The 14,781-nt window shown below is 70.4% G+C and carries 11 protein-coding genes; 2 read left to right on the top strand and 9 right to left on the bottom strand.

What is annotated here, in order from left to right:
* Positions 1-23: 23 nt before the first annotated feature.
* Positions 24-2,555, top strand: coding sequence for an ABC transporter permease (locus tag JMV16_RS11070; protein ID WP_201494287.1), 2,532 nt, complete (start codon positions 24-26; stop codon positions 2,553-2,555).
* Between the two features lie 20 nt (positions 2,556-2,575).
* On the opposite strand, the gene JMV16_RS24230 is transcribed toward JMV16_RS11070, so the two are convergent.
* From JMV16_RS24230 to JMV16_RS11025, 9 genes are all read right to left on the bottom strand, one after another.
* Positions 2,576-4,123, bottom strand: coding sequence for a methyl-accepting chemotaxis protein (locus JMV16_RS24230; protein ID WP_201494286.1), 1,548 nt, complete (start codon positions 4,121-4,123; stop codon positions 2,576-2,578).
* Between the two features lie 51 nt (positions 4,124-4,174).
* Positions 4,175-4,630 (bottom strand): cache domain-containing protein, encoded by a 456-nt coding sequence (locus JMV16_RS11060; protein WP_201494285.1) that lies wholly within the window; start codon positions 4,628-4,630, stop codon positions 4,175-4,177.
* Positions 4,631-4,805: 175 nt separating this feature from the next.
* A complete protein-coding gene (locus tag JMV16_RS11055; RefSeq protein WP_201494284.1) occupies positions 4,806-5,357 on the bottom strand; it encodes a chemotaxis protein CheW in 552 nt (183 codons plus the stop codon).
* An 89-nt stretch (positions 5,358-5,446) separates the two neighbouring features.
* Positions 5,447-7,186 (bottom strand): methyl-accepting chemotaxis protein, encoded by a 1,740-nt coding sequence (locus JMV16_RS24530; RefSeq protein ID WP_201494283.1) that lies wholly within the window; start codon positions 7,184-7,186, stop codon positions 5,447-5,449.
* A gap of 138 nt (positions 7,187-7,324) precedes the next feature.
* Positions 7,325-8,626: a methyl-accepting chemotaxis protein gene (locus JMV16_RS11045; RefSeq protein WP_201494282.1), complete on the bottom strand. Its 1,302-nt coding sequence runs from the start codon at positions 8,624-8,626 to the stop codon at positions 7,325-7,327.
* A gap of 31 nt (positions 8,627-8,657) precedes the next feature.
* Positions 8,658-10,247 carry a methyl-accepting chemotaxis protein gene (locus tag JMV16_RS11040; RefSeq protein WP_201494281.1) on the bottom strand — a complete coding sequence of 530 codons (1,590 nt, stop codon included), beginning with the start codon at positions 10,245-10,247 and terminating at the stop codon, positions 8,658-8,660.
* Between the two features lie 34 nt (positions 10,248-10,281).
* Positions 10,282-12,492: a chemotaxis protein CheA gene (locus tag JMV16_RS11035; protein ID WP_201494280.1), complete on the bottom strand. Its 2,211-nt coding sequence runs from the start codon at positions 12,490-12,492 to the stop codon at positions 10,282-10,284.
* A gap of 23 nt (positions 12,493-12,515) precedes the next feature.
* Complete coding sequence (locus tag JMV16_RS11030; protein ID WP_201494279.1) at positions 12,516-12,878, bottom strand: response regulator; 363 nt, start codon at positions 12,876-12,878, stop codon at positions 12,516-12,518.
* A gap of 51 nt (positions 12,879-12,929) precedes the next feature.
* Positions 12,930-13,334 (bottom strand): hypothetical protein, encoded by a 405-nt coding sequence (locus JMV16_RS11025; protein ID WP_201494278.1) that lies wholly within the window; start codon positions 13,332-13,334, stop codon positions 12,930-12,932.
* 350 nt (positions 13,335-13,684) lie between these two features.
* On the opposite strand from JMV16_RS11025, the gene JMV16_RS11020 reads away from it, so the two are divergent.
* Positions 13,685-14,779, top strand: coding sequence for a histidine kinase (locus JMV16_RS11020; protein WP_201494426.1), 1,095 nt, complete (start codon positions 13,685-13,687; stop codon positions 14,777-14,779).
* Positions 14,780-14,781: the final 2 nt, after the last annotated feature.

Below are 14,781 nucleotides of genomic sequence, written 5' to 3'. Positions count from 1 at the left end.
CCCATCGTCCTCCTTCCATCGCCATGCTGGCCTGGCGCCAGACGCTGCGCGACTTCCGCGCCGGCGAGCTGCGCCTGCTCGCGTTGGCCGTGGTGCTGGCCGTCGCCGCGCTCACGGCCGTGGGCTTCTTCGCCGACCGCCTCAACACCGGCCTGCAGCGCGATGCGCGCCAGTTGCTGGGCGGCGATGCCGTGGTCGGCAGCGACCGGCCGGCACCGCCCGAACTGGCCGAGAAGGCGCGCGCCCTGGGCCTGAACGTGGCCCACAGCGCCGGTTTTCCCAGCATGGGCCGGGCGCCCGATGACAAGGGCGGCGCCAGCCGCCTGGTGGCGGTGAAGGCGGTGAGCCCTAATTACCCGCTGCGCGGCCGTCTGCAGATGCAGCCGGCGCCGGGGCAGAACGGGCCGGCCTACGCCGGCGCGCCAGCGCCGGGCACGGTGTGGGTGGATGCGGCGGTGCTGGAGGCGCTGCAGCTGCAGTTGGGCGACACGCTGTGGCTGGGCGAGGCCGCCTTCAAGCTGGCCGGCGTCATAGCGATCGAGCCCGACCGTGGTGCCGGCTTCGCCAGCTTCGCGCCGCGCGTGATGCTGGCCGAGGCCGACCTCGAAGCCACCGGCCTGGTGCAGCCGGCCAGCCGCATCGGCTATCGCCTGGCGGTGGCCGCGCCCGCCGCCTGGAGCGCGGCGCGCGGCGACGCCGCGGTGGCCGAGTTCGTGGCCCATGCCGAGGCCCGCATCAAGGCCGTTCCGTTGCGCGGGGTGCGCGTCGAATCGCTGCAGAGCGGCCGGCCCGAGATGCGCCAGACGCTGGACCGGGCCGAGAAATTCCTCAACCTCGTGGCCCTGCTGTCGGCCCTGCTCTCGGCCGTGGCGGTGGGCATCGCGGCGCGCGACTTTGCCGCCCGCCATCTGGATGACTGCGCCATGCTGCGCGTGCTGGGGCTGTCGCAGCGGCGCATCGCCGGCGCCTATGCGCTGGAGTTCGGGCTCATCGGCCTGCTGGCCAGCGGCCTGGGCGTGCTCATCGGCCTGGCGGTGCATTTCGTCTTCGTCTGGCTGCTGGCCGGCCTGGTGGAGACCGGCCTGCCGGCGCCCGGGCCCTGGCCGGCGCTGTTCGGCATCGGCGTCGGCATGACGCTGCTGCTGGGCTTCGGCCTGCCACCTGTGCTGCAACTGGCAAGCGTGCCGCCGCTGCGCGTGATACGGCGCGATGTCGGCTCGCTCAAGGCGGCCTCGCTGGGTGTGCTGCTGGCCGGCACGCTGGGCTTTGCGGCGCTGCTGCTGGCGGTGTCATCGGACATCAAGCTGGGTGCCATTGCGGTGGGCGGCTTTGCCGCCGCGGTGGGGCTGTTCGCGTTGCTGGCCTGGCTGGCGGTGAGCGTGCTCAAGCGCTCGGTGCCCGAGAGCCGGGCGCCGCGCTGGCTGGTGCTGGCGACGCGCCAGATCGCGGCGCGGCCGGCCTTTGCGGTGCTGCAGGTCTCGGCGCTGGCGGTGGGCCTGCTGGCCCTGGTGCTGCTGGTGCTGCTGCGCACCGATCTCATCAGCAGCTGGCGCAAGGCCACGCCGCCCGATGCGCCCAACCGTTTCGTCATCGGCATCCAGCCCGACCAGGCCCAGGCCTTTCAGCAGGTGCTGGCCGCGGCCGGCGTGGCGCGCTACGACTGGTACCCGATGTTCCGTGGCCGCCTGGTCGCCATCAATGGCCGCAGTATCACCGGGGCCGATTTCGGCGACGGCCGCGCCGCCCGCCTGGCCGAGCGCGAGTTCAACCTCAGCCATGCCGCCACCCTGCCCGGGCACAACGAGCTGGCCGCGGGCCGCTGGGTGGCCGACGAGGCGGGCACGGTCTCGGTGGAGACCGGGCTGGCGCAGGAGCTGGGCCTGAAGCTGGGCGACACCATGCGCTTCGACATCGCCGGCCAGCTGCACGAGGCCCGCATCAGCAGCCTGCGCAAGGTCGACTGGGGCTCCATGCGGGTCAACTTCTTCGCCCTCTTTCCGCGCAGCGCCATGGCCGCGGAGGTGCCGCTGAGCTACATCAGCGCCTTCCGCGCGCCGGCCCAGACCGGCTTCGACAACCGGCTTTCGCGCGACTTCCCGGGCATCACCAGCATCGATGTCTCGGCCACCCTGGCTCAGGTGCAGCAGGTGCTGGACCAGGTGATACGGGCGGTCGAATTCCTGTTCGGCTTCACGCTGGTGGCGGGCCTGGTGGTGCTGTTCGCCGCCGTCTCGGCCACGCGCGAGGCGCGCTCGCGCGAGTTCGCCATCATGCGCGCCATGGGCGCCAGCGCCCGCCTGCTGGCCCAGGTGCAGCGCGCCGAGCTGCTGGGCGTGGGCGCGCTGGCCGGCCTGCTGGCCTCGCTGGCGGCGGTGGCGGTGGGCTGGCTGCTGGCGCGCTATGCCTTCGAGTTCAGCTGGAACCCATCGCCCTGGGTGCCGCTGGCGGGCAGCGCCACTGGCGCGCTGCTGGCGCTGGCGGCGGGCTGGTGGGGCCTGCGCGAGGTGCTGCGGCGCCCGGTGCTCGAGACGCTGCGGCGCGCCGGCGCGGTGTAGCCGTGTAGACGTGTAGGGGCTCAGGCGCGGCCGGCGTCGATGCGGAAGGCCGCCACCACGGTGGCCAGGTTGGCCGCCTGCTGGCGCAGGCTCTCGGCGGTGGCCGCCGATTCCTCGACCAGGGCCGCGTTCTGCTGCGTCGAGTGGTCGAGGTGGTTGACCGCCTGGTTGATCTGGCCTATGCCCTGGCTCTGCTCGCCGGTGGCGGCGCTGATCTCGGTGATCACGTCGCACAGGCGCTGCACGCTGGCCACGATCTCGGTCATGGTGCCGCCGGCGTCATTGACCAGGCGCGAGCCGGCCTCGACGCGCTCGACGCTGGCCTGGATCAGGCCCTTGATCTCGCGCGCCGCGCCGGCACTGCGCTGGGCCAGGCTGCGCACCTCGCTGGCCACCACCGCGAAGCCGCGGCCCTGCTCGCCGGCGCGCGCCGCCTCCACCGCGGCGTTGAGCGCCAGGATGTTGGTCTGGAAGGCGATGCCGTCGATGGTGCCGATGATCTCGCCGATCTGGCGTGAGCTGGCGTTGATCTGCTCCATCGTCGCCACCACCTGGGCCACCGCACTGCCGCCCTTGCCGGCCACGGCGCTGGCCGAATCGGCCAGCTGGCGCGCCGACTGCGCCGATTCGGCCGTGTGGCGCACGGTGCCGGTGAGCTGCTCCATCGAGCTGGCGGTTTCCTGCAGTGAGCTGGCGGCCTGCTCGGTGCGCTGGCTCAGATCCTGGTTGCCGCTGGCGATCTCGCTCGACGCGGTGCCGATCTGGTCGCTCGCGGTGCGCACCGTCTGCAGCGAATCGCGCAGCCGCGCCACCATGGTGGCAAGGGCACGCACGAGGTCGGCGATCTCGTCATCGCCGCGGCTGTCCATGCGCTGCGTGAGATCGCCCCGGGCCACCGCTTCGCTCAGCGTGATGGCGCCCTGCAGATCGGCCAGGATGCGCTGGCGCAGCCGCCAGGCCAGCAGCAGCACGGCGCCGGTCGAGCCCAGCATCAGCGCCGCCAGCGCCACCGCCAGGCGCAGCGTGCTGGCCTGCGCCGCCTGGTCGCGTTCGGCATGGCGGGTCTCGATGCGGCTGACCAGTGCCTCCAGGCCCTTGCCGAGCGCGGCATAGGTTTCCTCGGCTGCGCGCATGGCACCCACGCCGATGTTGGGGTCGACGCCGCTCAGGTCGATGGCCTTGTCGCTGCGTTGCAGGTATTGCTGCAGCTGCGGCGCGGCCTGGGCTGCGAGGCGGTCGATCTCGGCGTCGCCGCCGCCCGACCTGGCCACGGTGGCCAGCTCGGCCTGCACTGCCTGCACCTGGGTGGCGAGGTCGGCGCGCACCTTCTTCACCTGGGCGGCGTCGAGCGAGGCGATGAGGGTGAGGGTGCGAAAGACCTCGGCGCGCACGGTGGCGAGCTGTTCCTGCGCGTGGGCGATCTGACGAAAGCTGTCGAGATCGGCGCTGGTGCGCACGCGGGTCTCTTCGCGCTGGCTCTGTTCCATCGTGGCATTGAGTCCGCCGCAGGCCAGCGCCACGGCGGCGATCAACACGGGCGTGCCGATCAGCTTGAGTCCCAGTTTCATGCTGCTTGTCCCCGTCTGCGCCGTGGCTGCCTACTGCGTGGAGCGCCCGGTCTACTGGTGATAGACGCCGCCGCAGACGGCGGTTTCGCCCAGCTTCTCGCAGTACATCACCTTGGGCTCGACCTTCTTGCTCACCGGGTTGGTGAACTTGTATTCCTGCCAGAAGCCGGCCGGCTTGCTCTTGGCCAGCGCCACGCGCTCCTTGACGAAGTACTTGCCGTCGACATCGGTAAGGTCCATGAGGTCGCGGCCGATCTGCTTGTCATTGGCGCCGTGCGCCAGGCATTTGCCGTCGAGGCCGTAGACCACGAGATAGAGGTCGCGGTCGACGAAGCTGCCCTTCTTGTTGCTGATCTCGGCATAGCCCTTGTCGGCGCCGTTGGCCTTGATGTAGGCCACGCCCTTCTTGACCATGGCCTGGGCCTCGTCGCGCGTGGCATTGCCGGCGGCGTAAGCGGTGGTGCTGGCCACGATGAGGGCCAGGGCAGCGAGAACGGAGGTGTGCATCGAAGTCTCCAGAAGGCAGGCCCGGCGCATGCCGAGGGCGTGGGCCGCGGCGAGCGCGGTATGCGGGGATATCGACCGTCAGCTGCAAGGCCTTGAGCGTCGAAAAGAAAAAGGCCCGCAGTGCGATGCGGGCCTTTTTCGCGCTCGTAGCGGGCAGGGCGCCCGCGGTGGGCTTTCAGTGGGTGGAGATCAGGCCCATGTCTTCGCTGCTCATCAGCGCCTCGATGTCCATCAGGATCAGCATGCGCTCGACATCGCCGTTCTTGATGGTGCCGATGCCGGTGATGAAGCTGGCATCGACCGCCGAGTTCAGCTCGGGCGCGGTCTTCACGTCGGCGCTGGTCAGCGCCAGCACGTCGGACACCGAGTCGACCACGGCGCCGACGACGCGGCCGCGCACATTGAGCACCACCACCACGGTGAAGGTGTTGTATTCGATGGTCTCGCAGCCCAGCTTCACGCGCAGGTCGATGATGGGCACGATGACGCCGCGCAGATTGACCACGCCCTTGATGAAGGAGGGCGCGTTGGCGATGCGCGTGGGCGGCTCGTAGGAGCGGATTTCCTGCACGCGCAGGATGTCGATGCCGTATTCCTCTTCGCCGAGGCGGAAGGTGAGGAATTCGCCGCCGTGAGGCCCGGCGGCGGTCGCCTGGGCGCCGGCCGCCGTTGCCGCGCGTGCTGCTTCGTGGCGTGCGACGTGTGACGCTTCGGTGATCATTTCCATCATGTTTCCTTCGGGCGGATGTTGGGGACGTCTAGTGCTGTATCGGCAGTCGCGGCGGCGCGTTTAGGCCTTTGCGGGTGCCAACCGCGTCAAAAAGTCTCCCAGTCGTCGCTGCCGCCGCCGGCTGCAGCCGGGGCAGGGCGCGGCGTGGCGGGCTGGGCGATGGCGGGAGCCCGCGTTGGCGCCGGCGCGGCCGGGCGGGCCGCTGCGGGTCGGGCTGCAGCCCTGGCCGGAGCCGGCTTGATGCCCGTTGGCGCCGCCAGCCTTGGCGTGAGGGGCGCGCCCGCCGATCCGCTGGCGAGGCGGAAGCCCGCGAGCGAGCCGACGAGTTGCTGCGCCTGCTCCCGCATCGATTCGGCCGCGGCGGCGCTTTGTTCCACCAGCGCGGCGTTCTGCTGCGTCATCTGGTCGAGCTGGCTGATGGCGGCGTTGACCGAGCCGATGCCGCTGCTCTGCTCGGCGGCGGCGGCGCTGATCTCGCCAATGATGTCGGTCACGCGCTGCACACTGGCCACGATCTCCTGCATCGTGGTGCCGGCGTCCTGCACCAGGCGCGTACCCGACTCGACCTTGTCGACGCTGGCGCCGATCAGGCTCTTGATCTCGCGTGCCGCGGAGGCAGAGCGCTGGGCCAGGCTGCGCACCTCGCTGGCCACCACCGCGAAGCCGCGACCCTGCTCGCCGGCGCGGGCTGCTTCCACTGCGGCGTTGAGCGCCAGGATGTTGGTCTGGAAGGCGATGCCGTCGATGGTGCCGATGATGTCGCTGATGCGCTTGGAGCTGGCGTTGATCTCGTCCATCGTCGTCACCACCTCGGCCACGACGTTGCCACCGCGTGCCGCCACCTCGCTGGCCGACGAGGCCAGCTGCTGGGCGGTGCGCGCCGATTCGGCGGTCTGGTTCACGGTCTCGGTGAGATGGGCCATCGAGGCCGATGTCTGTTGCAGCGAACTCGCGGTCTGCTCGGTGCGGCTCGAGAGATCGAGGTTGCCGCTGGCGATCTCGGCGCTGGCCGTGCCGATGCTGTCCGAGGCATTGCTCATGTTGCCGATCAGGCCGCGCAGGGATTGGGCCATCTGACCCAGGCTGCGCGCGAGGCGGCCGATCTCGTGCTGGTTGGCCTCGTCGGGCAGCGCCGTCAGGTCGCCCTGTGCGAAGCGGCGCGCGAGCTCGTTCACCTCCGTCAGCGACTGGCGCAGCGAGCGCACGAACCACAGGCCGGCGGCGGTGGAGGCGGCCGCCAGCAGGGCCAGCAGCGTGATGATTCGGCTCCGCTCGGTCACCAGTTCGCGGTCGGCGATGGCCAGGTCTTCGCCGGCGGCCTTGTCCTGGATCGTGATCAGGGCGCCGAAGAGCTTGACGGCCTCGTTGCCCAGGGGCGCGGCCTTGGCGGCCTGCAGCTCACGGGCTTCCTCCACCTTGCCAGCCGCGTGCAACTCGAACACGCGGGCCCGGGTGGACAGGTACTGGTCCAGTGCGGGCTGCAGCGCGGCCATGGCCTGCTGTTCGGCGCCCTTGGGGTTGTGGGCGTTGAAGCGCTCGATGGCCTTGCTGACGGCTCCGCGCAGCCTGGGCTCCATCTCCGCCACCTGCTTGCGGACGGTCTCGTCGCCGGACATGAATTGCGACATGCCGAAGCGCAGATTCCACAGCGCACTCTCGCCGCCGGCCAGGGCCGTGCCGGCCGAGGCGTCGGCCTCGGCCTGGTGCAGGGCCTCGTCGGCCACCATGCTGAGGCGGTAGGTCAGCCCCGCGGCGAGGGTGACGAAGACGACGACGCCGACGACACCGGCCGTCAGGCGCTGTGCGATGGACAGCCTTGAATTCATTGACAGCTCCGTTCGGTTGGATGCGGCATCGCGGGCTGGCAACCGGCAGCCGCTGCTCCGGTGCCGGGCCCCGCGGCCGATCTCCCCGTTATTCGGCAGGGGGAGCCGAGGCTTGAGCGTGCGACGCGGCCGCCGACGTCAAAAAGTCTCCCAGTCGTCGCTGCCGCCACCCACCGCCGCAGGCGCCGGTGTGGGGCGGGGCGCGGCCGGTGCGCCGGGCTGCGGGGCCTGCGCCTGGGTGGGCTTGCGCGCCGGCCGCGCGGCCTTGGCCGTGGCGGGCCTCGGCTTCGCGGCGGCGGGCATCGCGTGGCGTGCCTGGCTGGCAGGGCTCACCACCGCGGTATCGGCCGACGTGCCGGCGCCAAGGCGGAAGCCCGACAGCGTGTCGGCGAGCTGGCGCGACTGCTCCTTCAGCGAATCGGCGGCGGCGGCGCTTTCTTCCACCAGCGCCGCGTTCTGCTGCGTCATCTGGTCGAGCTGGGTCACGGCGTCGTTGACCTGGCCAATGCCCGAGCTTTGTTCGGCGGCGGCGGCGCTGATCTCGCCGATGATGTCGGTCACGCGCTGCACGCTGGCGACGATCTCGGTCATGGTGCGGCCGGCGTCCTGCACCAGGCGCGCACCCGATTCGACCTTGTCGACGCTGGCGCCGATCAGGCTCTTGATCTCGCGTGCTGCCTCGGCGCTGCGCTGGGCCAGGCTGCGCACCTCGCTGGCCACCACCGCGAAGCCACGGCCCTGCTCGCCGGCGCGGGCCGCTTCCACCGCGGCATTGAGCGCCAGGATATTGGTCTGGAAGGCGATGCCGTCGATGGTGCCGATGATGTCGGCGATCTTCTTCGAGCTGGTGTTGATCTCGTTCATCGTCGTCACCACCTCGGCCACGACGTTGCCGCCGCGTCCGGCCACCTCGCTGGCCGACGAAGCCAGCTGCTGTGCGGTGCGCGCCGATTCGGCGGTCTGGTTCACCGTGCCGGTGAGCTGGGCCATCGAGCTGGCGGCCTGCTGCAGGCTGCTGGCGGTCTGCTCGGTGCGCGTGCTCAGATCTGCGTTGCCCTGGGCGATTTCCTGCGCCGCCAGCGAGACGCCGTCGGCGCCACCGCGGATGCTGCCCACCGAACGGCGCAGTGCTGCCTGCAACTGGGCTAGCGCGCGCAGGCCGGCCTCGGCCTCGGTGCCGGCTGCGGCGGAGATGTCGACCGTGAGGTCACCTCCGGCCATGCGCTCGGCATGGCGGCCCAGGTCGGCCGCGGCCTGCTTCTGGCGGGCGGCGGCGGCGACGACGCCGAAGGCCGCCAGCGCAGTGGCGATGAGGCTTGCCGTGAGCGCCCAGGCCCCCGGCCAGCCCAGGGCGATGCCCCCCACTTCAGCCACCTGGGCGATGACCAGCAGGGCAACGATGAGGGCCACGCGGGCGGATGTCGAGAAGGTGGAGAACATGGTGGTCCTGGCCTGGTGGTGGCGAATGGGATCAGGCCGCGCGAAGCCCGGCGGCGGTATCGAGCTTGAAATTGCCGACCAGGGCCGTGAGCCGGGCTGCCTGGTCCTTGAGCGATTCGGCGGCGGCCGAGGTCTGTTCCACCAGCGCGGCGTTCTGCTGCGTCATGTGGTCGAGCCGGTCCACGCCCTCGGTGATCTGGCCGATGCCGGCGTTTTCCTGGTCGGCGGCGGCGCTGACCTCGCCGATGATGTGCGAGACCCGCTGCACGCTGGCGACGATCTCGTCCATGGTGCGGCCGGCGTCGCCGACCAGGCGCGAGCCGGCCTCGACGCGGTCGACGCTGGCGCCGATCAGGCTCTTGATCTCGCGCGCCGCCTCGGCGCTGCGCTGGGCAAGGCTGCGCACTTCGCCGGCCACCACCGCGAAGCCGCGGCCCTGTTCACCGGCGCGGGCCGCCTCGACGGCGGCGTTGAGCGCCAGGATATTGGTCTGGAAGGCAATGCCGTCGATGGTGCCGATGATGTCGCCGATGCGGCGCGAGCTGGAGTTGATCTCTTCCATCGTGGCCACCACCTGGCCCACCATGGCGCCGCCGCGCTGGGCGATCTCGGCGGCCGAGGTCGCGAGCTGGCTGGCCTGGCGCGCCGAGTCGGCACTCTGGTGTACGGTGCCGGCCAGCTGCGACATCGAGCTGGAGGCGTCCTGCAGCGCGCTGGCGGTCTGCTCGGTGCGCTGGCTGAGGTCGAAATTGCCGCTTGCCACCTCGGCGCTGGCGACTTCGATGCTCGACGAGGTGGCGCGCACATTGCCCACCAGCGTGCGCAGGCCGGTCTGCATGCGGTCGAGCGCGGCCAGCAGCTTGCCCACTTCGTCGGTGCCCTCGACGCGGATGGGCAGCGCCAGGTTGCCGCCGGCAATGGCCTCGGCCAGCTTGACGGCGTGGCGGATGGGCTGGGTGATCGACTTCGAGTTCGCCAGCGTCAGCGGCACGATGGTCAGCATCACCACCAGCACGGTGGCGATGAAGGTGAGCTGCACCATCTGCATCGAGGCATCGAAATCCTGCCGCGTGGCGGTGGATTCGGACTCCAGCACACCGGCGACGAGTTCCACCTGCTTTTCGGCCAGCGCCACTTCTTCCTTGGCGTGGCCGAGCTGGCGGTCGGCCACGCGCGGGTTGTCGTAGTTGCCGCCCTGGATGTTCTTCAGCACGCTCTCGGAGCGCTTGACGTAGGCGTCCATGCGGGCCAGCGCCTCGCGCGCCGGCGGGTTGTCGGCGTCTTCCTCGCCCTCGAGGATGGCTTCCAGGGCCTTGCGGCAAGCCGCGATCTCGGCCCGCCAGGCCGCGAGATGGGTGCCCACCGCGGCCGCGTCGTCGTAGTCGATGACCATCTGCTTCTCGTGTACGCGCACCTTGGCCAGATGCTCGCGGATGGCGGCCAGCGACACCATCTCATGCACCGAATGAGACATGAACTGCTCGTTCAGCATGCGCAGCTTCTCGCCCCCCAAGGCGCCGACCACGCCGACCACGGCGAACATCGCCAGCAGCACCGCGATCGTGCACAGCATGCGCGTGCGGATGGAATAGCTGCGCAGCAGCGCCTGGATCGCATTCATCGAAGTGGCTCTTTCTCTTGGGTGCGGGCCGGGATCAATGCCGTGAACGGCGTACCAGCGAACCCACGTCGAGGATCAGAGCGACGCGGCCGTCGCCCATGATGGTGGCGCCCGAGACATCGTCGACCTTGCGGTAGTTGCTCTCGAGGTTCTTGACCACCACCTGCTGCTGCCCGAGCAACTCGTCGACGAGCAGGGCGACACGGCCGCCCTCGGCCTCGACCACGACCATGATGGAGCTGACGCGCTCGAAGTCGAAGCGCGGCACGTTGAACACGCTCTCGAGGTCGACCACCGGCATGTATTCGTCGCGCACCTGCACGACGCGGCCCGAGCCGCCGATGGTGCGGATCATGCCGTCGCGCACCTGGAAGGATTCGACCACGCTGGACAGCGGCAGGATGTAGCACTCCTCGCCCACGCCCACGCTCATGCCGTCCATGATGGCCAGCGTCAGCGGCAGGCGCACGCGCACCGTCATGCCGTAGCCCTCGGCCGAATCGATCTCGACCGTGCCGCCCAGCGCCGTGATGTTCTTCTTCACCACGTCCATGCCGACGCCGCGGCCGGAGACATCGGTCACCACCTCGGCGGTGCTGAAGCCGGGCGCGAAGATGAGGGCGTAGACGTCCTGGTCGCTCATGCTGTCGGGGGCGTCGAGGCCGCGCTCGCGCGCCTTCTTGAGCAGCTTGTCGCGGCTCAGGCCCTTGCCGTCGTCGCGCACCTCGATCACGATGCTGCCGCCCTGGTGGCTGGCGATGAGCGTGAGGGTGCCGCTCTCGGGCTTGCCCTTGGCAATGCGTTCGGCCGGCAGCTCGATGCCGTGGTCGCAGCTGTTGCGCACCAGGTGGGTCAGCGGGTCGGTGATCTTCTCCACCAGGCCCTTGTCCAGCTCGGTGGCCTCGCCCACCTGCACCAGCTCCACCTTCTTGCCCAGCTTGCCGGCGAGGTCGCGCATCATGCGCGGGAAGCGGTTGAAGACGAGCGACATCGGGATCATGCGGATGCCCATCACGGCCTCCTGCAGATCGCGCGTATTGCGTTCCAGGTCAGCCAGGCCCGAGGCCATCTGCTGGTGCAGCGCGGCGTCGACGTTCTTGCTGTTCTGCGCCAGCATGGCCTGGGTGATGACGAGCTCGCCGACCAGGTTGATGAGCTGATCGACCTTCTCGACCGAGACGCGCAGCGTGCTCGATTCCGGCGCGGCGGCGGCGCGGACATCACCGCGCGGCGAGGCCGTGCGCGGTGCGGCAGTGGCCACTGCCGGGGCGGCAGCGGGGGCCGGCTCGGCGGGGGCGGCCGCGGGCGCGGCGGCGGTGCCGGGTGCGCCGGGGGCGTCGTCGAAGAAGCCGTAGCCGGGGTCCTTGGCCGGTGCCGGGGCGACCACAAGCACGGCCGCATCGGCCTCGCTTTCGGTCGGGGCCCCGGGGCTGCCACGGTGGAAGCCGTAGCCGCGCGTCAGGGGCGCCAGACGCACCTGCTCGCGTGCGATGTGGAAGGTGAACAGGTCCAGCAGGTCGTTGTCCGACGAGGTCGTCGTCACCCTGAACCGGCGCATGCCGTCGGCGTCGTGGCCACCGTCCAGAGGCTCGATGCTGCCGAGGTCGGTGATCTCCTTGAACAGGTCGATCAGGTTGTCGGCCTGGGAAGGATCGGCCAGGGGGCCCACCGTCAGCTCGAGCAGGCGGGTGCCGGGCTTGGCGGCCGGTGCGGCTGCCGCAGCGTCAACAGGGGCAACAGGCGCGGCCATTGGCGCTTCCACCACGACAGGCGGGGCGGGAGGCGCTTCCGGCGCCGGCCTGGCGACCGGCGGCGGCGCGCTGCCGCCGTCGACGAGGCCGCGTATCGAGTGCAGCAACTCGCTGGTGTCCAGCGCGTCGGCGCCATTGCCCTGGTGGCGTGCCAGCTGCGCCTTGAGCGCATCGCCCGAGGCCAGCAGCACGTCGACCATGGGCGCCGTGGGCTGCAGCTCGTGGCGGCGCAGCTTGTCCAGCAGCGTCTCCATCTGGTGGGTCAGCTCGGCGACGTCGGAGAAGCCGAAGGTCGCGGCGCCGCCCTTGACCGAGTGGGCGCAACGGAAGATGGCGTTGAGCTGCTCTTCGTCGGCGTGCTCGATGTCGAGCTCGAGGAGCATCTGCTCCATCTTCTCGAGGTTCTCGCCCGCCTCCTCGAAGAAGACCTGGTAGAACTGGGTGAGGTCGATGCCGGCGGACAGGTGCGCGCCTTCGTGGCTGGATTCGGACATGGCGGTGCTCCTCGACGGGTTGTTCAGCGGATGACCTTGCCGATGACCTCGACCAATTTGGCGGGGTCGAAGGGCTTGACCAGCCATCCGGTGGCGCCGGCGGCGCGGCCGGCCTGCTTCATCTGGTCGCCGCTCTCGGTGGTGAGGATGAGGATGGGCGTGCTCTTGAAGCGCGGGTTCTCGCGCAGCTTCTTGACCAGGCTGATGCCATCCATGCGGGGCATGTTCTGGTCGGTGAGCACGAGGTTGAAATCGCGGCTGTTGGCCTTCTCGAAGGCGTCCTGGCCGTCCACCGCCTCGACGACGTGGAAGCCGGCGTTCTTCAGCGTGAAGCTGACCATCTGGCGCATCGATGCGCTGTCGTCTACTGCAAGGATCGAGTGCATGAGCGGGTCTCCGGGGGCATCAGGTGTGATCGTCAGGGGTGGCAGGCACGTTCAGAACAGCTCGATCGAGCCGGCGTCCATCTCGTCCTGAGTCACGGGATTCGGGTTCATCGGGGGCTCGACGAAGACGCCGAAACCGTCTTCGTCGTCGTCACCCATGGCATTGCGCGCCAGGCGGTCGGCGCAGCTGCGCAGGCGGCGCGTGGTGTGGGCGATGAGCTGGCCCGCCATGTCCTGGAACTGCAGCGCCGTGATGGCGCCGGTGATGTAGGCGCGCGATTCGGCGTCGCCCTCGGACAGGCGCACGGCGATGGCGTTGAAGTGGCCCATCAGCAGCTCGCTGGCGTCGTCGAGCAGGCGCTGCAGGCGTTCGAGGTCGTTGCCGGCGATCATCAGATCGTCCTGCAGGTCGGCGGCCAGCAGCAGCGGCATGCCGCCGCCGCCGTCATCCGGCATTGAGAATTCTTCCTGAGCGTACATCCGGGCTCCAAGGCTGTTGCCGCCGCTGGCGGGCCGAGGCAGCGCCGCGAATGCGTACTGCCGACCGGCCCGAAGGGCGTCTGTCTGGGGATTTTCGGCAGCGAGGCCCCCGACATTGAGCGAAAGTTGCGGCTGTTCGCGCGTCATTTCACGACCGGGCATCCTTCCTGCACTGCTTTGCGATACTGCGGGGCTCGAGGATCGGCAGGGCCGCCGCGGCAGCGGAGGAGCCTCGCCGCCCGCCGCACAAAGGTTTTCCGGTGACCGCAGCCCCCACCTTCCGACTTCTGCACCTCGAGGACTCGGAGCCCGACCACGCTCTGGCCATGGCCCATCTCCGGCGCAGCGGCATCTGCTTCGAGGCGCTGCGCATCGAGTCGCGCGCCGAATTCGAGGCCGCGCTGGCCCAGCACTGGGATGTCGTCCTCTCTGACTACAACCTGCCCGGCTTCACCGGCGTCGAGGCGCTGCAGCTTCTGCGCGCCCGCGCGCCCGGCGAGGCGCCGCCCGTGCCCTTCATCCTGGTGTCGGGCCAGATCGGCGAGGACACGGCGGTCGAGGCCATGCGCAACGGCGCCAGCGACTACCTGCTCAAGAACAACCTGGCGCGGCTGGCGCCAGCGGTCGAGCACGCCATCGCCACCGGTGAGGCCCACCGCGCCCGCCTGGCCGCCGACCGTGAACTGCAGATCTCGCGCCGGCGGCTGTCGGAGCTGGCCCAGCACCTGCAGACCAGCGTCGAGGCCGAGCGCCACGCGATCGCACGCGAGATCCACGACGACGTCGGCGGCTCGCTCACGGCACTGAAGTTCGAACTCGACTGGATCCGCCGCCATGCCGACCAGCCCAAGGTGCAGCAGCGCGCGCAGGCGGCGCTGGAGACCGTGACCGGCGCCATCGAGGCCAGCCAGCGCATCATGCAGAACCTGCGTCCGGCCATCCTCGAGCAGGGCCTGGTGGCGGCGCTGCAGTGGATGACCAGCCGCTTCGAGAAGCGCACCGCCATCCCGTGCGAGTTCCGCACCAGCCACGAGCGCGCCGCGCTGCCGCCTGGCGTGCCCCTGGTGGCCTACCGCACGGCGCAGGAGGCGCTCACCAATGTGAGCAAGCATGCCCAGGCGACGCGGGTGGTGGTGGATCTGTCGATTTCCGGCGGCGTGCTCTCGCTCGAAGTCTCGGACGACGGCCGTGGCCTCGCGGCCGACGACCTGGCCAAGGCGCGCAGCTTCGGCATCCGCGGCCTGCACGAGCGCGCCTCCACCGTGGGCGGCTGGGTCGACCTGAGCAGCGGCGCGGCCGGCACCTCGCTCATCCTGTCGGTGCCGCTGGACGATGTCACCACCGGCAGCCTGCCGGGCCACAATGGCGACGGCCCCGGCGCACCCGAGGATCCCGTTTCCCGCAACTGGACCAGCAACTGAAG

The sequence above is a fragment of the Rubrivivax sp. A210 genome, from assembly GCF_904426505.1.
Classification (GTDB): Bacteria; Pseudomonadota; Gammaproteobacteria; order Burkholderiales; family Burkholderiaceae_C; genus Rubrivivax.
The sequence above is the reverse complement of the archived record's forward strand: the minus strand, read 5'-3'. Positions and strand labels throughout refer to the sequence as shown.